The following is a 20,884-nucleotide window of genomic DNA, read 5'->3' on the forward strand; positions in this document are numbered from 1 at the left end:
GCGGTCAGCCGACCAGCTCGTTCAGCAGGTCGATGGCCTGCTCCCACGCACCCTGGGTGTCGGTCTCGCCGCGGTCGAGCGCGCTGAGCGCCGGGCCGAAGACGTTCTCCTGGATGACGGAGTCGTCAGCGCCCTTGAACTGCGCCACCACGCCCTTGGCGCGCTCGGCGAGGATCGCCCCGGTCGGCGCGTCGTTGAAGAACGCGTTGGGCGTGGCATCCGCCGACAGCGTCTCCTGGGCCTTCACGGTCGACGGGAAGTTGCCGGCAGCCGCCGACTGCTTGACCTGCTGCTCGGGCTGCGTCAGCCAGTCGGCGAGCTCGGCGGCCGCCTCCTTGTGCTGCGAGGTCTCGGGGATCGAGAGGAACGCGCCACCCCAGTTGGCCGCGCCGCCGGGGAAGACGTCGGCGAAGTCCCAGCCGGTCGTGGCGTCGCCGCCGCCGGCCTCGACCTGACCCTGCACGACGCCCAGCATCCAGCCGGGGCAGACGAACGTGGCGAAAGTTCCGTCGACGAACGACTTTCCGCCGTTCCAGTCCCACGCGGTCTGTGCCGCGGACTGGCCTCCCTCGGTCGCCGCGCCCAGCAGCTCGAAGCGCTCCTTGAGCTCGGCATTGTCCTCGACGTTCAGCTTGCCGTCGGCGGTGTAGTACCCCTCCTCGAGTTGATTGACCATGGCGTTCCAGACGAAGCCGGAGTGGTCGTACCAGGCCTTGCCGGTCTTGGCGGTGTAATCGGCGCCGACCTGGAAGTAGTTCTCCCAGTCGCCGTCGAGCAGCTGGGCGACGGACTCGCGATCGCTCGGCAGCCCGGCTGCCTCGAACGCGGCGCCGTTGTAGCAGATACCGCTCGGACCGATGTCGGTGCCGTAGCCGATCACGCGGCCCTCGGCATCCGTCGCCTGTCCGTACTTCCAGTCGACCCAGTCGCCCTTGCGGTCCTCGATGCCGTAGTCGCGGAGGTCGACGAAGGTGTCGGAGACGTCCATGACGGCGCCGAGCCAGCCTTCCTCGATCGCGACGATGTCACTGAGCCCGGAGCCCGCGGCGATCTTCGTGAAGGCGTCGGTGCGGGCGTTCCCGCCGGTATCGATGTTGGTCGCCTCGATCGTGATGTTCGGGTGCGCCTTCTCGTACTCGTCGTAGAGGTCGTCGTAGCCGAAGGTGCCGAACGTGGTGACGGTGAGCGTGATGTCGCCGTCGCCTCCTTCGGCGTCACCGGAGCCGGTCGCTGCGCAGCCGGCGAGGGCGAGAGCGGAAACGGATGCCGCGGCTGTCGCCGTCAGGATCCGGGTGCGGGCACGTGTGTTCACAGGTCACTCCTTTGTGGTGGGTCGTGCGGTGGTAGTGCAAGGTCGGGATCTCGTGGGAGCGCTCCCACGACGTTGGAGCGACTCTATGGGAGCGCTCCCACGGATGTCAAGCGCCGCGATCTGGTGAACCTCTGCGGCCTCCGGCAACTTCTGCGGCCATGATCCGCGTATGAGGCCGCAGAAGCGGCATTCGCCCGAAATTCTTGACCGGGAGCAGACGGCGTACCCTTGTCCGGTGCCCGACACCGAACTCTCCCCCGCCCTCGTCCGCGCCGCCTCGCTGATCCGCAGCATCCCGGACTACCCGGAACCGGGCATCGTCTTCCGCGACATCACGCCGCTGCTGGCGGATGCCGAGGCGCTGCGCGTCACGACCGAGGCCATCATCGAGCCGTTCGCCGGGCAGTTAGACGTGGTCGCCGGCATCGAGGCGCGCGGGTTCATCCTCGCCGGCGCCGCGGCGATCGCGGCGGGTGTCGGTCTCATCCCGATCCGCAAGGCCGGCAAGCTGCCCCGCCCCGCAGCATCCGTGGACTACGCCCTCGAATACGGCACGGCGACGATCGAGATGCACGACGACCTCCCCGCAGGGTCCCGCGTGCTGCTGATCGACGACGTGCTCGCGACCGGGGGAACCCTCGCCGCCGGACGCCAGCTCGTCGAGCGCCTCGGCAGCCACGTCGCCGGGATCTCGGTGCTGTTCGAGATCGACGGCCTCGGCGGACGCGAGGCCATCGGCGACCTGCACACGGTCTTCCACTCCGCCTGACGCACAGGCCGAGCGCCGTCAGCCCAAGGCCGTCCGCACCGCGGCGGCCGTATGCGCCAGTTGGTTCATCGCGACCAGCACACGATGCTGGGCGGCCGCCGCGACGAGCAGGTTCCGCGCGACCGTATCGAGCGTGCCCTCGGGATGGATCGAGTCGAGGTCGGCCACGGCGATCGGCTCGAGTGCCTGCGCATAGTGCACGAGATCCCCGAGGTCGTACGCGTACCCCACGCGCGCCGACTGGGCGAGCGCCCGCACCAGCGCCGAGCCGGCGACGCTCCCGAACGGCACCCAGCCCATCTTCGCGTGCAGCTGCGCCAGCAGCGCCTCCTGCTCGGGGTCGGACTCCTCCGTGGTGCTCATGCCTGTGGCGAGGACCTGGCACGCCTGCATCACGTCGAGCGGCGCAGCATCCGGCCGATCGATCAGATCGGTCAGATCGCGGATCTGCCGGATGGAGACGTCGAATTCAGTGCGGAGCGTCTGAATGAGGGCCACGCGCTCGCAGTGCCTCTCACCGTAGACCGCCGTGGTCTGATTGCGCAGCTCGCCGGGCGGCAGGATGCCCTCACGCATCCAGAATTTGAGCGAAGCGCTGCTCGCGCCCGTGCGCTCAGCCAGCTGCGCGAGCTTCATCGGATCGTCCTCCGTGATCGTGCTATCCAGGATGCGGCCATCGGATAGCGACCCTATCCTGCCAGCATGGACCTCCTCCACATCCTCATCCCGATCCACGCGGTGGCGGCCTCGTTCGTCATCCTGCTCGGTCCGGTCAACTTCTTGCGTCGACGGAAGGATGCCGCCCACCGGTTCCTCGGCCGCACCTTCGCGGTGATGATGTACTTCGTCTGCGTCTCGGGGCTCTTCATCTACGAAGGTGGTGGATTCACGATCTTCCATGGCCTCGCCGTCTTCACGCTGATCACGACGACCCTCGGCATCCGGGCGATCATGCGCGGCGACGTGAAGGCGCACCGCGGCAACATGATCGGCTCCTGGGCGGGGACCGTCGCCGCAGGCGCCTTTGCCGCACTGGTACCGGGTCGCGCCATTCCGACCCTGGCCGTCGGCGACCCCGCCCTGTTCTGGGCGATCGTGGCGGCGATCGTCATCGCCGCGACGCTCTGGGTGCTCGCCGTGCTCTCTCCGCAGGGACGCCGGTTCCTCGACGGCCGCGCCCGCGCTCGCGCCGCGCGGAAGCGCTCGGCATCCGCCTCCTCCTCCGCATCCGAGACGCCGGAGGTGGCCGCAGCCCCGGGACAGTAGACTGGAGTGGCCCGTCCGCCCGCGACTCCTGGAGCCGTCATGCCCACCATCGTCGTCGACGTCATGCCCAAGCCCGAACTGCTCGACCCGCAGGGGAAGGCCGTCTCCGGAGCGTTCGCGCGCCTCGGCGTCGAGGGCTTCACCGACGTCCGCATCGGCAAGCGCTTCGAGCTCACGGTCGAGGGCGAGGTCACCGAAGAGGTGCTCGCCGAGGCCCGCCGCATCGCCGACGAGGTGCTGTCGAACTCCGTGATCGAGGACGTCGTGGGCGTCGAGGTGGCGGAGTGACCACGCGCATCGGGGTCATCACGTTCCCGGGTTCGCTCGACGACCGCGACGCGCAGCGCGCCGTGCGCATCGCCGGAGCCGAGCCCGTCGCACTGTGGCACGGATCGCACGACCTCGAGGGCGTCGACGCCCTCGTACTGCCGGGCGGATTCAGCTACGGCGACTACCTGCGCGCGGGCGCGATCGCCGCTCTGTCGCCGATCATGGCCGAGGTGAAGGATGCCGCGGCGAAGGGGATGCCCGTGCTCGGCATCTGCAACGGCTTTCAGATGCTCGTCGAGGCGCACCTGCTGCCCGGCGGCCTGATCCGCAACGACCACCAGCACTTCGTGCGGCGCGACCAGAAGCTCGTCGTCGAGAACTCCGACACCGCATGGACCAACCGGTTCCGCACCGGCCAGGAGATCGTCATCCCGCTGAAGAACGCCGACGGCGGCTACATCGCCGACGACGAGACGCTCGACCGCATCGAGGGCGAGGGCCTCGTGGCGTTCCGCTACGCGGGCGTCAACCCCAACGGGTCGCTGCGCGACATCGCGGGTCTGACGAACGAGGCGGGCAACGTCGTGGGTCTGATGCCCCACCCCGAGCACGCTACCGAGCCGGGCTTCGGCCCCGACACGACCGCCGCGATGCGCAGCGGTGTCGACGGCCTCGACTTCTTCACGAGCGCGGTGGCCGCGGTCGCCCGCGTCGCCGCCTGACGCGCTCCACCCTTCCCCTGCCCGAGCCACCCCTTTTCACGCGAGCCTCCCCTGTGCGTACGGCACGCGCGGGGGTGGCTCGGCGCAAGAGGGGTGGCTCGGCGCGCGAGTGGGGGCGCGGGGCGAACCTGACACCTCAGCGGATGCCGAGCTCCTCGGCGACCACGAGGGCGGTGCCGCCGAGCAGCACGATGTCGTCGCCGCGCACGGCCACGCGGATCTCGAAGTCGTCGGTGACGATCGCCAGCGCCTCGTGCTCGATCGCCGCCTTCGCCGCCTGGAGGAAGACGTCGCCGACCACGTCCGGCGGCCCCGACAGCACGACCTGCTCCAATCCGAGGGCGGCGACGACCGGCGTGAGCACCCGTCCGAGCGCCTGACCGGCTGCGGCGAGCACGGCGTCGGTGTCGCCTTCGGCATCCGCCAGTCGGCGGCGCAGGAACGGGGTCGCGGCGACGACCTCTAGGCATCCGCGCCGACCGCAGCGGCACACCTCGCCGCCCTCGTCGACGAGCACGTGCCCGATCTCTCCCGCGGTGAAGCGCTCGCCGGTCACGAGCGCCCCGGCGACGATCACGCCGCTTCCGATGCCCTGGCCGATGCGCACGAGGGCGAGGTTGTCGACGACCGGCTGCCCGTAGGTGCGGGCGGCGAGCGCGGCGGCGTTCGCATCGTTCGCCACGTGCACCGGCACGGGCACGACGGCCGACACGGCCGCGCCGACGTCGAGGTCGCGCCAGCCGAAGGCGACGGCTTCTCGCACGACGCCGTCGGCGTTCACGACGCCGGGTGACCCGATGCCGACGCCCAGCACGCGCACGGTCGACCGCTTCACGAGGGCGGATGCCAGCGCGCACACCTTCGCGAGCAATTCCTCGCCGCGTGCACCGTCGGTCGGCACGCTCATGGTGTGCACGACGTCGCCGACGAGGTTCATGATCGCGCCCGTCAGCTCGGCGTAGGCGGAAAGGTCGAGGGTGACGACGTGGTACGCGTCGGGGTTCAGCGCGATGAGGGTGCTCGGCTTGCCGACGCGGCCCTCGGGACTCGGGCCGCTCTCGCGCACGATGCCCTCCGCGGCGAGATCGTCGACGATGCGCGACACGCTCACCCTGGTGAGGTCGGTCGCCCGCGCGAGGTCGGCGCGACTCATCGGGTCGCTGCGGAACAGTGTGCGCAGGATGAGGGAGCGGTTGGCCCGCCGGGTGTGCTCCGGCAGGGCTTTCTCCCCTCCGGCCCTCACGAGATGCCCAGTTCGGCCGACAGCACCGCGACCAGCGGTCCCTGCAGCGCGAGCAGCGCGCCGTCCGACGCGATGTCGACGCCGATCGAGCTCGTCGTGGAGGGCAGCGTGCGCTCGGCCAGGTGCACACGGGTGCGCTGCGCGAAGTCCTCGTCGTACACGTCCTCCGGCCCGACGATCACGACGTGGGTCGCTCCGAGCAGCGAGATGATGGGCGCGACGGCGGCGGCGAGAGCATCCGCCGCGTCGTCGATCACGTGCATCCGCTCCTCGCCCGCGTCGAGCCGGCGCCGCAGGGCCGGCACCGCGACGATCGCGTCGAGGCAGCCGGCGCGTCCGCAGAGGCACTCGGTCTCGCGACGGGGGTCGACGACCACGTGCCCGATCTCGCCGGCCGTGAAGTCCATGCCGTCGATGAGGTTCTCCCCCACGATGAGCCCGGCACCCGCTCCGCGCTGGATCGTGACGATGAGGATGCTGCGGCCGTCGTTCTCGCGGAACGTGTGCACGGCCAGCGCCATCCCGTTCGCGTCGTTGACCACGTGCACCGGCAGATCGAACCGGTCGCCGAGCGCCCTGCGCAGATCCGTGTCGAAGAGTCCGAGGTGCGGGGCGAAGCGCACGACGCCCTCCCGGTCGACGACGCCGGGGCTTCCGACGCCGATGCCGAGCACCGGGGCGGGAGCGAGGGCGAGGAGCTCCTCGGCGAGCGCGATGGCCTTCGCGACCGCGTCGGCTCCCCGCTCGGTCATGATGTCGACGCGCTTCTGGTGCACGACTCGACCCCGCAGGTTCATCACCGCACCGCGGAACGACAGGGTGTCGGACAGATCGAGGCTGATGATGGAGCGCGAGTCGTCGTCGATCGCCACGAGGGTGGCCGGCTTGCCGACGCGCACGTCGGTCGAGTGTCCGAGCTCGGCGAGGATGCCCTGCTCGATGAGGTCGGCGACGATCGACGAGACGGTGACCTTGTTCAGCCCCGATCCACGCGCGATGTCGGCGCGACTGCGCGGCCCGTCGTGGAAGAGGCTCTGCAGCAGCAGGGCGCGATTGCGCAGGCGGTTGTGCTCGGGGAGCGCCTTGGTCGTGATGCGGAGATCGGCCACAGCCCATTGTCTCCCGACACGCCGATCCGTCCAGCCCGGCTCCCGAGCAGCCGGAACGACGGACGGATCGGCGTGCGGTGCGACGGACGGATCGGGGTCGTGATCGGAATCCATCCCCCGCGCTCAGCCCTTGACGGCGCCGGCCGACATGCCGGTGACGAGGTTGCGCTGAATGATCATGAAGAACACCACGACGGGCAGCGAGAACAGGGTGGCCGCGGCCATCTGCCCGCCGTAGTCGGTGCCCATGTCGCCGCCTACCGACACGGTGAAGGAGTTCAACCACACCGGCAGCGTGTAGCTCGCCTGATCCTTCATGAACGTGAACGCGACGATGTAGTCGTTCCACGCCGCGATGAACGCGAACACGCTGCTCGACACGATGCCCGGCATGACCAGAGGGAACAGCACGCGGGTGAGCACCTGCCAGGTCGAGGCGCCGTCGATGCGCGCCGCCTCGTCGATCTCGATCGGGATGGCGAGGAAGAAGCCCCGCATGACCCAGATCGAGAACGGCAGCACGCTCGCGACGTACGCGAAGATCAGTCCCCAGTAGGTGCCGAGGAGCCCCATCGAGTTGAAGATGAGGAACTGCGGGATGAGCAGCGCGGTGCCGGGGAGCATCTGCACGATGAGGATGAGCACGAGGATCGGGCGGCGCCCGCGGAAGCGGAACCGCGACAGCGCGGCAGCCGCGAAGATGCCGAGCACGATCGCGAAGATCACCGCTCCGGCCACCACGATCACGGAGTTCTGCAGGTAGACGAGGAATTGCCCCTTGCCGATCGCCGTGAAGAAGTTGTCGAGCGTGGGCGACTCGGGGATGAAGTGCGGCGTGGTGCTGAGCATCTCCGACCGCGGCTTGAACGCGGTGTTCACCATCCAGTAGACGGGGAACGCCCACACGACGCAGAAGACGATCGCGATGGTGCTGCTGATCCAGGGGCGCCGACGCAGGCGGCGGGTACGGGTGGTCATCAGAGGTCCTCTCCCGAGCGCACGAGGTTCCGGATGTACAGGGCGCTGAGCGCCGCGAGGATGATCGTCGAGGCGACCGCGATCGCCGACCCGGTGCCGATCTGCAGGTTGCCCGAGAACGCCGTCGTGTAAGTGAAGACCCCGAGGGTCGAGGTCGCGCCGTTCGGTCCGCCCTCCGAGATCAGCCAGATCTGGTTGAAGACGTTGAAGTCCCAGATGATCGAGAGCATCGTCACGAGCAGAAGCGTGGGAGCGATCGAGGGGAGCACCACCACGCGGTAGACCGTCCACTCCGAGGCGCCGTCGAGGCGGGCGGCCTCCTTCAGCTCGACCGCGACCTGAGTCTCGGCGGCGTACAGCGTGAGGGCGATGAAGGGCACCGCGCCCCAGACGACGAGCAGCCAGATGCAGATCCAAGCGAGCACGGGATCGGACGCCCAGTCGCGGCTGGTCATGTCGCCGAAGACGCGCAGCTGCGTCAGCATCCAGTTGATGACGCCGTACTGCGGCTGGAACAGCCACGACCACACGATCGACGAGGCGACGTTGGGCATCGCCCAGGCGAGGATCAGCACGACCGTCGTGACGTGCCGGAGAGGCGTGGGTAGGCGGGTCATCAGATGCGACATGCCGGCGCCGATCGCGACGCTGCCGACGACGAGCGCCGCGGTGAAGACGATCGTTCGGAGGAGCGAGAGCCAGAAGCCCTCGTCGGCCAGCACGGCGGCGTACTGGTCGAGCCCGACGACGTCGAAGGCGCCCGTGAACAGGGTGCGCTGGTTGTAGTTCGTGAACGACGTGAAGACGAGGAACCCGATGGGCAGCAGCGTCACGAACACGATCATGAGACCCGCGGGGGTCAGCAGCCAGAACGGCGCGGACGACCGGGTGGTGCCGCCGGAGCCTCGCGCGGGAGCAGCGCGGCGTGGGGAGGATGCGGGAGCCGGCGGGGACTCGACTGCGGTGGTGGCCAAGGGCTCGCCTTTCGTCGGAGCGGACGGGCCGTCGGAGAGGCGGCCGGGAGGTCGAGGGGAGGGATGCCTCGCGCTCGGCGCGAGCGCGCGGCATCCCGGGGATCACTCGATGTTGAGCGTCTTGTCGGCGTCGGCGTCGAAGTCCTTCGCCGCGTCCTCGACGCTCTTCGAACCGGAGGCGATGGCGGAGAACAGGCCGTTGATGGCCTTGTTGCTCTCGATCGTCGTCCAGTTCGCGTTCGCCGGTGTGGCCTTCGACCGCAGGGCGGCGGTGAAGAAGCTCGACCGCACCTCGTCGACCGACTCCTGAGCGAACTCGATGCCCTCGACGCTGTTCGGGATCCACCCGTCGACGCCGTACACGTAGTCCTTCTGGATGTCGGGGCTCGTCGCGATCTTCACCCAGTTCAGCGCGAGGTCGGAGTTCTTCGACTTCACCGGCACGGCCCAGTCGGAGCCGCCGAGCATGACCGGCTGCGCCTCGCCCGAGATGCCGGGCAGCGGGAACGTGCCGAGGTCGGCCTCGAGGTCGGGGTTGATCTTGAGGATCGCGCCGGTGTTCGTGTTGAGGATCGCAGAGGTCTTGCCGTCGGCGAAGAGCTGGCTCTGGTTCGGCTCGAACGTGTCCAGGGTCGCGGATGCTGCGGTCGAGTACTCGTTCTGGAACTCCTTGAAGGCCGTCAGACCCTCGATCGCCTCATCGGACGAGAAGCCTGACTTCCACTCGCCGTCGTCGTCGGTTGCGATGTCGCCTCCGGCGTCCCACACGAACTGCATGCCCGCGTAGAAGTACTGGCCGGGGAGGTAGAACGCCGAGAAGTCGGAGGTCTGGGCGTTGGCGGCCTTCACCTTGTCAAGGGCGGCCGTGAGCTCGTCGAACGTCGTGGGCACCTCGGTGACCCCGGCTGCCGCCCACATCGCCTTGTTGTAGATGACGGCACGGGCGCCGGCGAAGCCCGGAACGCCGTACAGGTCGCCGTCGATCGTCGCGGGGTCGACGAGTCCGTCGAGCCAGGTCTGGCCCTGCGCGAGGTCGTCCTTGTACGGGGTGAGGTCGAGCAGACCGCCGGTCGCCGCGTAGCTCGCGATCTGCGTGTTTCCCACATCGACGACGTCGGGCGGGGTGTCGGTGGCGAGGGCCGTGGTCAGCTTGGTGGTGATGCCGTCCCAGGTCTGCGACTGGATGGTGACCTCGGCTCCGGTCTGCTTCGTGAACTCCTCGTTGATCGCCGCGAGCGTCTCTTCGGTGTAGTCGTTCTGCATGACCCAGACGGTGAGGGTCTCGCCCTTGCCGTCGACCTCGGGGACCTTGCCGTCGCTGGGGGCGCCGGCGTTGCCGGTGCCGGCGGAACCCGAGCACGCGCTGAGCGCGAGGACGGAGGCGATGCCCAATGCACCGACAGCCGCCATTTTCTTGATTGTCACGTGAATCTCCTTGGTAGGTGGGATACCGCATTCGGATACGTCGATGTGTCGAGCGGTGAAAGTTAGTACACATCTGTTGCATATCCTTTGTCAATCATTATGTTGGTATTAGTTGAACCGTGACGTTTCCGCCATATGACGGCGATGTTTCGCCTTCGGGCCCTGCAGTCGCCGCGTGAATTAGGTCACTTTATTTACTAACTATTAGGGCATGTAACCAACTAATTCATGCCACCGCGAAATCACCAGGGAGTCGCCGAGAAATGCCCACCCTTCTACCCCGTCCCGCCGATCAGGAATTCGCCGACGGAGAGTTCGAACTCACCCACGACAGCGCTCTGTCGACCCACCCCGACCTCGTCCAGCCGGCGCAGCGGCTCCAGGAGCGACTGCGTGCGGCGACCGGCTTCCTGCTGCCGCTCGAAGTGACGGCCGGGGTATCCGACACGCCCGCGGCCATCCGGCTCGACCTCGACGCGGCCCTCGCGGTCGAGGGCTTCGCGCTCGAGACCATGCCCCGGGCGGTCCGCATCGCCGCCGCGACCGATCGCGGCGCGCACTGGGCCGTGCAGGCGCTGCTGCAGCTGTTCCCCGCCGCGGTCCACCGCCGGTCGCCGGCCCCCGGCATCCGCTGGACCGCCCCCGCCACCCGCGTCGCCGACGCACCGAAGTTCCCCTGGCGCGGTGCGATGCTCGACGTGGTGCGCCACTTCGCCCCGACCCGCGACGTGCTGCGGTTCATCGACCTGCTCGCGATGCACCGCCTCAACACGCTGCACCTGCACCTGACCGACGACCAGGGCTGGCGCGTCGAGATCGCCCGCTACCCGCGCCTCACCGAGGTCGGCGGATGGCGCCCCGAGACGCAGCTCGGCGCCGCGCACGGCTCCGACACCGACGGACGACCGCACGGCGGCTTCTACACGCAGGACGACATCCGCGAGATCGTCGCCTACGCGGGCGCGCGCGGCATCACCGTCGTCCCCGAGATCGAGCTTCCGGGGCACGCGCAGGCCGCGGTCGCCGCGTACCCCGAGCTCGGGGTCGGCGACAGCGCGCCGACCACGCCGTGGACGCTGTGGGGCATCAACCCGGTGATCTTCAACGTCGAGGAGTCGACCATCGGGTTCCTCTGCGACGTGCTCGACGAGGTGATCGACCTCTTCCCCTCCGAGTACATCTGCATCGGCGGCGACGAGTGCCCGAAGATCCAGTGGGTGGAGGACGCTCGCACCCAGGAGCGGATGCGGGAGCTCGGCCTGCACGACGAGGAGGAGCTGCAGAGCTGGTTCGTCAGCCGCATCGGCCAGCACCTGGCGTCCCGCGGCCGCAAGCTGCTCGGGTGGGACGAGATCCTCGAGGGCGGCCTCGCCGACGGGGCGACCGTGCTGTCGTGGCGCGGACGCGTGGGCGCGCTGACCGCTGCCCGGTCGGGCAACGACGTCGTGGCCTGCCCTGAGGACACGGTGTACCTCGACTACCGTGAGTCCGACCTGCCGTCGGAGCCGATCCCCACCGGCACCGTCACGACCGTCGAGAAGGCCTACTCGTTCGACCCCGTGCCCGCCGAGCTCGACGCCGAGCAGGCGACGCACGTGCTGGGCGGACAGGCCAACCTCTGGACCGAGCACATCGACTCGATGCGCGGCCTCGACTACCGCGCGTTCCCGCGCCTGGCGGCCGTCGCCGAGGCGCTGTGGACCACCGGCGACCGCGACTACGAGGAGTTCGCACCGCGGCTCGCCGAGCACCTCGCGCGTCTGGATGCCGCGGGCGTCGAGTACCGGCATGCTGACGGCCCGCGTCCGTGGCAGGAGCGGCCGGGCGTCAGCGGACGGACGCGGTCGGTCGAGGAGGCAGCCGCGCACCTCGCCCGCATCACCGCCAATATCGGCTGAGCGGCGCCGGCACCGCCGCCTTCGCGTCGAGCCACCGCCTTACCGCCGAACCACCGCTTGCAGCGTCGAGCCACCCCGTTAGCGTCGAGCCACCCCCGTGGGTACGGCCCGCACGGGGGTGGTTCGGCGCGAAAGGGGTGGCTCGGCACTCGGGAGCGGGCGGGCGCGAGCGCGCGGGATCAGGGCGCGGGGAGTGTGAAGGGGTTGTCGCCGGCGGCGGCGAGCAGGTACCAGGCGGTCGTCCCGGTGTGCAGGCTCGCGTAGTACAGGTCGCCGAACCCGGAATCGAGGCCGTCGGCCGAGGTCGCGACGATCCCCTTGCCGTCGCCGTTCGGTGCATCGCGCTGCGCGAGGCGGATGCTGTCGAGCAGCGACTCCGCGGCATCCGCATCGCCGAGTCCGTCGCGCAGTCGCAGCGCCAGCGCCAGGTGCCCGCTGCCCTCGAACCAGACCTTCGACACGTCCACGTCGCTGATCGACGGACCGCTGTACGGGCCGTCGGTGGCGATGAGGTTCGAAAGGGTCCAGTCGAGGGCGGTGCCGAAGCGGGCGTCGCCCGTGCCGAGGTAGCTCCAGGTCTGTGCATCGAGCGGCTTGGGGTGCGTGTTGACGGTGCTGCCGTCGAGCAGGGTACCGGTGTCGACGTGTCCGTCGGCGGACTGCATGGCCGCGACGAAATCGGCCGCAACGGTCGAGCGCTGGGCCCACACCGGGTCGCCCGTGAGCGCCGCGAGCTGCCCGAAGAATCCCGCGATGTCGCTGTTGTGCTCGGTGGACTTCCACACGAGGGAGGTGCCGTCCTCGAGCTGCCCGCCCGTGTAGCCGTGCGGGGCGCGGGCCATGTCAGCGGTGTTCGACTGAATCCACTGCGCGATGTCGAGGGCCCCGTCGAGGTACTTCTGCTCGCCGGTCGCGTGGAACAGCCGCGCGAGCGCCATCCCGACCCAGGCCTGGTTGCCGGTGAACGTGCCGGGGCCGGTGATCTCCATGCGTCCCTGGCGGATGCCGTGCGGCTCGTACGAGGTGCGCACCCGGCCGTCGCCGATCGGGTCGTTCTCCTGCACGAAGAGGAGGGTGTCGCCGATCGCCTGCGCGCGCCGCAGATCGTCGGGCAGTCCGCGCGCCGTGTAGGCGATGATCACGAGGGCGTCGTCGTAGACGAACGACGGGGTGAAGTCCCAGGTCGGAAGGTCGGTGAAGAATCCGCCCTGGTAGCTGCGCGGAAGACACATCCCGGCTCCGTCGCAGAACTCGTCGACGCGCCCGTCGAGGAACTCGTAGGCGAGCGAGACGGAGAGGCTGGGGTCGGGCACGTTCGCCTCCGAAGCCGGATCGTCGGCCGAGGCGACCGCGCTGGAGATGACGGAGGCGGCACCCGCGAGCACGGTCGTGGCGACCACCATCGCAGCGACCATCCGCCTCATCGGACGGCGCGCGATACCGGACATCATGACCCCCTCGGTCGGAACCGCGCGATGCGACAGCGCGGGCGACCTACAGGTCACCTCAGCATGGTGACAGCCGAACGGCGGAAGCAGTAGAGGCGAAGGTCTATGTTCCTGCATCCATTCGTCCGGGCCCTCGCGGCGCCGAGGCCCATCCCCCGCGCCGAGGCCCACCCTGGCCGACGTCATGAGTGGTGGGTCTGGGCACGCGGGGTGGGCCTGGGCACGTGAGAGCGCGGAACGCGTCTGTCCCGAAACGATTCGATCCCCGCTCTCCCTTTCCGTTAGCCTGATGCCATGGCACAGCTTGAGCAGATCGCAGCCCCCGGTTCAGAGTGGTGGCGCAGCGCCGTCATCTACCAGATCTACCCCCGCTCGTTCGCCGACGCCTCGGGCGACGGCATCGGCGACCTGCCCGGCATCACGAGCCGCCTCGACTCGCTCGAGGAGCTCGGCGTCGACGCGATCTGGCTGAGCCCGTTCATGACCAGTCCGCAGCGCGACGCCGGCTACGACGTCGCCGACTACCGCGACGTCGATCCTCTCTTCGGCACGCTCGACGACTTCGACACCATGCTGAACGAGGCGCACCGCCGCGGCATCCGCGTCATCGTCGACCTCGTGCCGAACCACTCCTCGGCCCAGCACGCGTGGTTCCAGGCCGCTCTCAAGGCCGCGCCCGGCAGCCCGGAACGCGCTCGCTACATCTTCCGCGACGGCAAGGGCGAGAACGGCGAACTCCCGCCGAACAACTGGGAGTCGGTCTTCGGCGGCGGCATGTGGGAACGCGTGACCGAGGCCGACGGCACTCCTGGTCAGTGGTACCTGCACATCTTCGACCCCACGCAGCCCGACTTCGACTGGACGAACGAGGAGGTCCGCGAGGAGTTCCGCTCGATCCTCCGCTTCTGGCTCGACCGCGGGGTCGACGGATTCCGTGTCGACGTGGCGCACGGCATGATCAAGGCCGACGGTCTGCCCGACTACACCCCGCCGGCCGACGCCGACTCGATGGGCGGCGGTGAGGCGAACGTGCCGTACTGGGGCCAGGACGGCGTGCACGACATCTACCGCGACTGGCACCGCGTGCTCGCCGAGTACGACGGCGATCGCGCGCTGTGCGGCGAGGCGTGGATGCCGACGCTGAAGCAGACCGCGCTGTGGGTGCGACCGGACGAGATGCACCAGACGTTCAACTTCCCGTACCTCATGACCGAATGGGATGCCGAGGCGCTGCGCGACGTCATCCGCGAATCGCTCGACGAGTTCGGCGCCGTCGGCGCCCCCAGCACCTGGGTGCTGTCGAACCACGACGTCGTGCGGCACGCCTCGCGCCTCGCACTCACCGAGGAGAACCCGCAGGGCGACGGCATCGGACCGCTCACCCCGAACAAGCCCGACACGGCGATCGGTCTCGCTCGCGGACGCGCGGCGACGACCGTCATGCTCGCCCTGCCCGGTTCGGCGTACCTCTACCAGGGCGAGGAGCTCGGGCTGCCGGAGGCGATGGAGATCCCCGACGCGTTCCGCCAGGATCCGACCTGGTTCCGCACCAACGGCGAGCGCTACGGTCGCGACGGATGCCGTGTGCCGATCCCGTGGGAGGCCGACGCCCCGGCATTCGGATTCAACGAGAGCGGGGCGTCGTGGTTGCCGCAGCCCGCGGACTGGTCGACCTACGCGCGCGACGTCGAGGAGAAGGACGAGACCTCGACTCTCGCGCTCTACAAGCGGCTGCTCGCCGTGCGCAAGGAGCACGGCTTCGGATCGGGCTCGCTCGTCTGGGAGGACGCGGGTGCGGATGCCGTCGCCTTCCGCCGCGGCGCGGTGCACGTCGTCGCGAACCTCGGCACCGAGCCGCTCGACCTTCCGGCCGGTGCGACGGTGCTCGTCGCGAGCCAGCCCTTCGAGGGCGACGCGCTGCCCGTCGACACGGCCGTCTGGTACACGACGGCCTGACCCGGCATCCACCCGTCCTTCCACTCGCGTCGAGACCCACCACGCGCGTCGAAACCCGCCAGCAGCCCCGTGCGGGGTGGTGGGCCTGGACGCGGGAGGTGGGTCTCGGCGCAAGGAAGGCGGGAGCGGAAGCGGGAGGGGATGAGGGCGAGGGAGGTGTGGGATGCTGAGGGCATGGCCACCGGCATCCCCTCCGTCCTGTTCGTGTGCGTGCACAACGCCGGCCGCTCGCAGATGGCCGCGGGGTTCCTGCGCGACATCGCCGGCGACCGCATCGAGGTGCGCTCGGCCGGATCGCTGCCCGCCGAGCACATCAATCCGGTCGCGGTCGAGGCGATGGCGGAGCTCGGCATCGACATCACCGCCGAGTCGCCGAAGGTGCTGACGACGGATGCCGTGCAGGCGTCCGACGTTGTGATCACGATGGGATGCGGCGACGCGTGCCCGTTCTTCCCGGGGAAGCGCTACGAGGACTGGGCGCTCGACGACCCGGCCGGTCAGGGGATCGAGGCGGTGCGGCCGATCCGCGACGACATCCGCCGCCGCATCCGCGCTCTCGCCGCCGACCTCCTGACCTGACGCGCGCCCGCTTCCTTTCGCCGAGCCGGGTCAGGGGACGATCAGACCCGCGGTCTTCTCCTGCGCCAGCTGGAAGCGACGCTGTACGTCCTGCCAGTTCACGATCTCCCAGAACGCCTTCACATAGTCGGCGCGCACGTTCAGGTAGTCGAGGTAGTAGGCGTGCTCCCACACGTCGAGCTGCAGCAGCGGGGTGACGCCGAGGGGAGCGTTGCCCTGCTGGTCGAACAGCTGGAAGATCACCGGGCGGGCGCCGACCGAGTCCCAGGCGAGCACCGCCCAACCCGAGCCCTGCACGCCGAGCGCCGTCGCGGTGAAGTGCGCGCGGAACGCGTCGATCGAGCCGAACGCGTCGTCGAGCGCCGCCGACAGCTCGCCCTCGGGGTTGCCGCCGCCCTCCGGCGACAGGTTCTGCCAGAACACCGAGTGGTTGATGTGGCCGCCGAGGTTGAACGCGAGGTCCTTCTCGAGCTTGTTCACGGCGGTGAGGTCGCCCGCGTCGCGCGCGGACGCGAGCTGCTCGAGCGCCGTGTTCGCGCCGGTGACGTACGCCTGGTGATGCTTCGAGTGGTGCAGCTCCATGATCTTGCCGGAGATGTGCGGTGCGAGCGCCGAGTAGTCGTACGGGAGCTCGGGGAGGGTGTACGGAGTGGACATGGTGATTCCTTCCTTCGATGGTCGGGGACGGGAGCCCGTCAGTCCTGCTGGGTGGGCAGCGAGTGGAACCGGCGGTCGATGTAGACGAGCGGGCGTCCCGGCTGGCCGAGCAGCACCTCGTCGACCTCGGCGATCACGACGGTCGACGATCCGACAGCGACCGTCGTCATGGGGTGACACCGCATCGCGACGCGCGCCTCGCGCAGGTACGGCTCGCCGGTGGGCAGCGCGCTCCAGCCCTGCGCGTCGGTGAAGCGCTCGGCTCCACTGATCGCGAAGCTCTGGGCGAGTGCGGAGTGCTCGTCGTCGATCAGGTGCACGACGAAGCTGTCGGACGACAGGATCGCCCCGGCGCTGCCGGTGGCGCGGGTGACCGAGAACACGATCGCCGCCGGGTCGACCGCGACGGACGCGACGCTGGATGCCGTGAGCCCCACTGGTCCGTCGGGAGTCGTCGCCGTGATGATGGCGACGCCCGCCGGATGCTGGCGGAACGCGGCCTTGAGTCCTTCGCCGACGGGCGACGGGACCGGTGCGGGCGGCGGGGTAGTGGTCATTCGTGTGCCTCCTGCGGCGGGAGTGCGGCGACGATCGGGTGGTCGTGCTCGATCATGCCGACCTTGGCGGCGCCGCCGGGGGAGCCGATGTCGTCGAAGACGTTCGCCTTGTAGTAGTCCTGCCATTCTGGCGGCAGATCGTCCTCGTAGTAGATCGCCTCGACCGGACAGACCGGTTCGCACGCGCCGCAGTCGACGCACTCATCGGGGTGGATGTACAGCGTACGCTCGCCCTCGTAGATGCAGTCGACCGGGCACTCGTCGATGCAGGCGCGGTCCTTGACGTCGACGCAGGGCAGCGCGATCACATAGGTCATCGAGTGGGCTTCCTTCGAGTCACGGTTCCACCGTAAGACCTCAAGTACACTTGAGGTCAAATCATGGAGACCCCTTGACAGCGCGCAGCGATTCCGACCGCACCCCGCACGCCCCCGACGAGCCGCTGACGATCGGCGAGATGAGCCGGCGCACCGGCGTCGCTCCCTCGGCCCTGCACTTCTACGAGAGCCTGGGCCTGATCGCCTCGACGCGGTCGCCGGGAAATCAGCGCCGCTATGCGCGGCACATGCTGCGACGGGTGTCGCTCATCACGGTCGCGAAGCGCCTCGGCATCCCGCTCTCCGACGTGCAGGAGGCCTTCGCCGACGTCCCTCTCACGCAGACCCCCAGCCACGACGACTGGCAGCGCGCATCGCGCCGGTGGAAACGCGAACTCGAGAAACGTCGAGAGGGCCTTGAGCGCCTCGAGCGCGAACTGACCGGATGCATCGGCTGCGGCTGCCTATCGATGAAGGCCTGCGGGCTGCTCAACCCCGACGACGCGCTCGGCACGCGCGGCGCGGGCCCGCAGCGCCTGCAGGACTGAGCGGGGCCGCACCCCCTCCCTGACACCGCGCCGACCCACCCACTTCTGCTCGAGCCACCCCTCTGGGGCCGGTCTTTGAGGGGTGGCTCGGCCACAGTGGGGTGGTTCGACGCCGGCGGCGGTCTCGCGGCACGGAGGGAAGGGATGCCGCGACGAGTCAGCGCACGGCTGCGCGAGTAGGCTCGGGGCCATGACGATCGACCTCGAAGCGCTCTACATCGACCTGCACCAGCATCCCGAGCTCTCGTTCCAGGAGACCCGCACCGCCGGCATCGCCGCCGCACACCTGCGCGACCTCGGACTCGACGTGCAGGAGGGCGTGGGGGTCACCGGAGTGATCGGTGTGCTCGAGAACGGCGACGGCCCCGTCGTGTGGGTGCGGGCCGACATGGATGCCCTGCCCGTCGGCGAGGAGACCGGGCTCGCGTACGCCAGCACCGCGACCGGGATCGACCCTGCCGGCAACACCGTGCCCGTCATGCATGCGTGCGGCCACGACATGCACGTGACCGCCATGATCGGAGCGGTCGAACGTCTCGTCGCCGACCGCGCCGACTGGTCCGGCACGCTCGTCGTGATCATCCAACCCGCAGAGGAGTACGGCGCCGGAGCGCGCGCGATGCTCGACGACGGCATCCTCGACCGTCTCCCCCGCCCCGACGTGGTGCTCGGCCAGCACGTCACGCCGCTGCCGGCCGGCACGATCGGCGTGCGCCCGGGCACGCAGATGGCGGCATCCGACGGACTCACCGTCACGCTGCACGGGCGTGGCGGGCACGGCTCGCGCCCCCACTCGACCATCGACCCCGTCGTCATGGCGGCGGCGACGGTCATGCGGCTGCAGACGATCGCGTCGCGCGAGGTCGATCCGCGCGACGTCGCCGTCGTGACGGTCGGATCGATCCACGCGGGACTCAAGAACAACATCATCCCGGCCGAGGCGAAGCTCGAGCTGAGCCTGCGCTACCCCACCGACGAGATGCGCGACAAGGTGCTCGCGAGCGTCGAGCGCATCGTGCGCGCCGAGGCCGCGGCATCCGGAGCGGAGCGCGAGCCCGAGATCCGCACCGACCACACCCTGCCACCGACCATCAACGACGCCGAGGCGACCGCGCGGGTGACCACCGCGCTGCAGAAGGCGCTCGGCGAGACGGCGGTCATCGACCCCGGCATGTTCACCGGCAGCGAAGACGTGTCGTGGTTCGCCCGCGACTCGGGCGCGCCGCTCGTGTTCTGGTTCTGGGGCGGCGTCGACCCCGCGAAGTTCCAGGCGGCGATGGCGGCGGGCACGCTCGACAAGGACATCCCCACCAACCACTCGCCGTTCTTCGCACCTGAGATCCACCCGACCATCGAGGTCGGCGTTACCGCACTGAGCGCCGCGGCACGGGAGTTCCTGGACTGACGGCGGAGGTTACTCCTGCGGCCAGGAGTGACTTCTGCGGCCACGAGCAATTTCCGCGGGCAGGCGCGGCCGCGATGGCCGCAGAAGGTGACGATGGCCGCAGAAGTTGCCCCGTCGCGGCGGGCGAAGAGAGGGAGAGCGAATGGGTGCTGCCGCAGCATCCGTAGGCCGCCTGCTGGTCATCGGCGAGCTCTGCGTCGATCTGATCATCGAGACGGGCGACGAGATCCGGTTCGGGCAGCACGAGCAGATCGTGCCGCGCACGACGCTCACGATGGGCAGCTCCTCGGCGATCACCGCATGCGGCGCCGCAGCCCTCGGCATCGACACGCGCCTGATCAGCGTCCGCGGTGATGACACGTTCGGACGGTTCCTCGACGAGGAGCTGCGGCGACGAGCGGTCGACACGTCGGGTGTGCGAATCGACGGCTCCCTGCCCACCGGAGCGTCCACCCACCTCACGCGCCCGGACGGCGACCGCGCCATCCTCACCTCGATGGGGTCGATCGGCACGGTGCGCGCCGCAGACGTCACGACGGCGGACCTGACGGATGCATCGCACCTGCACATCGGCAGCTACTTCCTGCAGCACGCGCTGCAGGACAACGCCCCGGCGATGTTCGCGGCGGCGCGCGCCGCCGGGGTGCGGACCTCGCTCGACGGCAACTTCGACCCGGCCGAGCGGTGGGACTCCGGCATCCGGGCGCTGCTGCCTCACGTCGACGCCTTCTTCGGCAACGAGGAGGAGTTGACGGGGATCGCAGGTGTCGCAGGCATGGACGACGCCGTCAGGGAACTGCTCGGGATCATGCCCCGGGGTGCCGTGGTGGTGGCGAAACTCGGTGCCGACGGAGCGTATGCGGCCCGCCTCTCGGACGGAGAGGTCGAGCGCGTGCGCGTCGCCGTGCCGCCCCTCGACGGCGAACTCGTGGATACCGTCGGCGCCGGCGACACGCTCGCCGCCGGGTTCATCGCCGGGATGCTGCACGGGATGCCGGTCGAGGATTCACTGCGCCTCGCGGTGGCCTGCGGCACGGCGTCGACCCGCGGCAGCGGCGGGGTGGGGGCACAGCCCGACTGGGAGGCGGCGACAGCACTCGCCGCACGCACCGCCGTCATGCCGTGAGAGCGGGGATTAGAGCCTGCGGGCGGTGATCCCCTCGTCGCCGTGCGACTGACGCAGGATGCGCAGACACCGGGAGCAGAGGATCTCGACCTGCCGCGGATGTCCCTCCCCGCAGAGGCAGTCGATCGACACGCGCCACTTCGCGCGGCGTCCGCATGGCGCATAGCCGCTGTCGTCCCCGTGGTCGCATTCGCAGCGCTGCCGCCCGCGGTCGAGGCCGGGGAGCTCGTCCACGTCGACGACGCTCTCGGTGTCTGGGGCGGCAGTCGTCACCAGGCGATGCTCCCAGGACTCTGCGGGCGTCGCAAGCCGAGGTCGAGCGGGA

General features: G+C 69.7%; 22 protein-coding genes. 10 read left to right on the forward strand and 12 right to left on the reverse strand.

All coding sequences use genetic code 11. From position 1 onward, the window contains the following. Positions 1-4 precede the first annotated feature (4 nt). Positions 5-1,312 (reverse strand): ABC transporter substrate-binding protein, encoded by a 1,308-nt coding sequence (locus tag M3195_RS01030; RefSeq protein WP_251584370.1) that lies wholly within the window; start codon positions 1,310-1,312, stop codon positions 5-7. A gap of 235 nt (positions 1,313-1,547) precedes the next feature. Here M3195_RS01030 and M3195_RS01035 point away from each other — a divergent pair, with 235 nt between their 5' ends. Continuing rightward, a complete protein-coding gene (locus tag M3195_RS01035) occupies positions 1,548-2,081 on the forward strand; it encodes an adenine phosphoribosyltransferase (RefSeq protein WP_251584371.1) in 534 nt (177 codons plus the stop codon). Positions 2,082-2,099: 18 nt separating this feature from the next. On the opposite strand, the gene M3195_RS01040 is transcribed toward M3195_RS01035, so the two are convergent. Then, on the reverse strand, positions 2,100-2,717 hold the full coding sequence (locus M3195_RS01040; protein ID WP_251584372.1) for a MerR family transcriptional regulator: 618 nt from the start codon (positions 2,715-2,717) through the stop codon (positions 2,100-2,102). A 66-nt stretch (positions 2,718-2,783) separates the two neighbouring features. Here M3195_RS01040 and M3195_RS01045 point away from each other — a divergent pair, with 66 nt between their 5' ends. Genes M3195_RS01045 through purQ form a run of 3 tightly spaced genes read left to right on the forward strand, consistent with a single transcriptional unit; the run spans position 2,784 to position 4,339 of the window. Continuing rightward, on the forward strand, positions 2,784-3,347 hold the full coding sequence (locus M3195_RS01045) for a DUF2306 domain-containing protein (protein ID WP_251584373.1): 564 nt from the start codon (positions 2,784-2,786) through the stop codon (positions 3,345-3,347). A gap of 39 nt (positions 3,348-3,386) precedes the next feature. Next, a complete protein-coding gene (gene purS / locus M3195_RS01050) occupies positions 3,387-3,635 on the forward strand; it encodes a phosphoribosylformylglycinamidine synthase subunit PurS (protein ID WP_251584381.1) in 249 nt (82 codons plus the stop codon). Then, positions 3,632-4,339, forward strand: coding sequence for a phosphoribosylformylglycinamidine synthase subunit PurQ (gene purQ, locus M3195_RS01055; protein WP_251584383.1), 708 nt, complete (start codon positions 3,632-3,634; stop codon positions 4,337-4,339). Before purS ends, purQ begins: the two co-directional genes overlap by 4 nt. 136 nt (positions 4,340-4,475) lie before the next feature. Here the strand turns inward: purQ and M3195_RS01060 are convergent, their stop codons facing one another. The 5 genes from M3195_RS01060 to M3195_RS01080 all read right to left on the reverse strand — a co-directional run bounded on the left by M3195_RS01060 (position 4,476) and on the right by M3195_RS01080 (position 10,068). Then, the gene (locus M3195_RS01060) at positions 4,476-5,582 is read right to left on the reverse strand and encodes an ROK family transcriptional regulator (protein WP_251584385.1); all 1,107 of its coding nucleotides are present in this window, start codon (positions 5,580-5,582) and stop codon (positions 4,476-4,478) included. After that, positions 5,579-6,691: an ROK family protein gene (locus M3195_RS01065; protein ID WP_251584386.1), complete on the reverse strand. Its 1,113-nt coding sequence runs from the start codon at positions 6,689-6,691 to the stop codon at positions 5,579-5,581. Before M3195_RS01065 ends, M3195_RS01060 begins: the two co-directional genes overlap by 4 nt. A 123-nt stretch (positions 6,692-6,814) precedes the next feature. Further along, positions 6,815-7,669, reverse strand: a complete 855-nt coding sequence (locus M3195_RS01070; RefSeq protein WP_251584387.1) for a carbohydrate ABC transporter permease — start codon at positions 7,667-7,669, stop codon at positions 6,815-6,817. Then, positions 7,669-8,643 (reverse strand): carbohydrate ABC transporter permease, encoded by a 975-nt coding sequence (locus M3195_RS01075; protein WP_251584388.1) that lies wholly within the window; start codon positions 8,641-8,643, stop codon positions 7,669-7,671. Before M3195_RS01075 ends, M3195_RS01070 begins: the two co-directional genes overlap by 1 nt. Positions 8,644-8,745: 102 nt before the next feature. Next, complete coding sequence (locus M3195_RS01080) at positions 8,746-10,068, reverse strand: extracellular solute-binding protein (protein WP_251584389.1); 1,323 nt, start codon at positions 10,066-10,068, stop codon at positions 8,746-8,748. A 263-nt stretch (positions 10,069-10,331) separates the two neighbouring features. Here M3195_RS01080 and M3195_RS01085 point away from each other — a divergent pair, with 263 nt between their 5' ends. Continuing rightward, entirely contained in the window at positions 10,332-11,966 is a 1,635-nt protein-coding gene (locus M3195_RS01085) for a beta-N-acetylhexosaminidase (RefSeq protein WP_251584402.1), read from the forward strand. A gap of 179 nt (positions 11,967-12,145) precedes the next feature. Here M3195_RS01085 and M3195_RS01090 read toward each other — a convergent pair whose 3' ends face one another. Further along, positions 12,146-13,381, reverse strand: a complete 1,236-nt coding sequence (locus tag M3195_RS01090; protein ID WP_251584404.1) for a hypothetical protein — start codon at positions 13,379-13,381, stop codon at positions 12,146-12,148. Between the two features lie 327 nt (positions 13,382-13,708). Here M3195_RS01090 and M3195_RS01095 point away from each other — a divergent pair, with 327 nt between their 5' ends. Both M3195_RS01095 and M3195_RS01100 read left to right on the forward strand, forming a co-directional pair. Next, positions 13,709-15,370, forward strand: a complete 1,662-nt coding sequence (locus M3195_RS01095; protein WP_251584405.1) for a glycoside hydrolase family 13 protein — start codon at positions 13,709-13,711, stop codon at positions 15,368-15,370. Positions 15,371-15,511: 141 nt separating this feature from the next. Next, the gene (locus M3195_RS01100; protein WP_374209298.1) at positions 15,512-15,949 is read left to right on the forward strand and encodes an arsenate reductase ArsC; all 438 of its coding nucleotides are present in this window, start codon (positions 15,512-15,514) and stop codon (positions 15,947-15,949) included. Between the two features lie 30 nt (positions 15,950-15,979). Here the strand turns inward: M3195_RS01100 and M3195_RS01105 are convergent, their stop codons facing one another. From M3195_RS01105 to fdxA, 3 genes are read right to left on the reverse strand one after another with little or no spacing between them, the layout of a single operon-like run. Further along, positions 15,980-16,606: a superoxide dismutase gene (locus M3195_RS01105; RefSeq protein WP_251584407.1), complete on the reverse strand. Its 627-nt coding sequence runs from the start codon at positions 16,604-16,606 to the stop codon at positions 15,980-15,982. A 38-nt stretch (positions 16,607-16,644) separates the two neighbouring features. Then, entirely contained in the window at positions 16,645-17,163 is a 519-nt protein-coding gene (locus M3195_RS01110; protein WP_251584409.1) for a flavin reductase family protein, read from the reverse strand. Next, positions 17,160-17,480 carry a ferredoxin gene (gene fdxA, locus M3195_RS01115; RefSeq protein WP_251584410.1) on the reverse strand — a complete coding sequence of 107 codons (321 nt, stop codon included), beginning with the start codon at positions 17,478-17,480 and terminating at the stop codon, positions 17,160-17,162. Before fdxA ends, M3195_RS01110 begins: the two co-directional genes overlap by 4 nt. Positions 17,481-17,554: 74 nt before the next feature. Here fdxA and soxR point away from each other — a divergent pair, with 74 nt between their 5' ends. The 3 genes from soxR to M3195_RS01130 all read left to right on the forward strand — a co-directional run bounded on the left by soxR (position 17,555) and on the right by M3195_RS01130 (position 20,559). Beyond that, a complete protein-coding gene (gene soxR, locus M3195_RS01120; RefSeq protein ID WP_285885264.1) occupies positions 17,555-18,028 on the forward strand; it encodes a redox-sensitive transcriptional activator SoxR in 474 nt (157 codons plus the stop codon). 190 nt (positions 18,029-18,218) lie between these two features. Beyond that, complete coding sequence (locus M3195_RS01125) at positions 18,219-19,433, forward strand: amidohydrolase (RefSeq protein ID WP_251584412.1); 1,215 nt, start codon at positions 18,219-18,221, stop codon at positions 19,431-19,433. Between the two features lie 142 nt (positions 19,434-19,575). Continuing rightward, on the forward strand, positions 19,576-20,559 hold the full coding sequence (locus M3195_RS01130; RefSeq protein WP_251584414.1) for a carbohydrate kinase family protein: 984 nt from the start codon (positions 19,576-19,578) through the stop codon (positions 20,557-20,559). Between the two features lie 9 nt (positions 20,560-20,568). Here M3195_RS01130 and M3195_RS01135 read toward each other — a convergent pair whose 3' ends face one another. Then, positions 20,569-20,832 carry a hypothetical protein gene (locus M3195_RS01135; protein WP_251584416.1) on the reverse strand — a complete coding sequence of 88 codons (264 nt, stop codon included), beginning with the start codon at positions 20,830-20,832 and terminating at the stop codon, positions 20,569-20,571. Between the last annotated feature and the right edge of the window lie 52 nt (positions 20,833-20,884).

This window comes from Microbacterium hydrocarbonoxydans, from assembly GCF_023715885.1.
GTDB lineage: Bacteria > Actinomycetota > Actinomycetes > Actinomycetales > Microbacteriaceae > Microbacterium > Microbacterium hydrocarbonoxydans_C.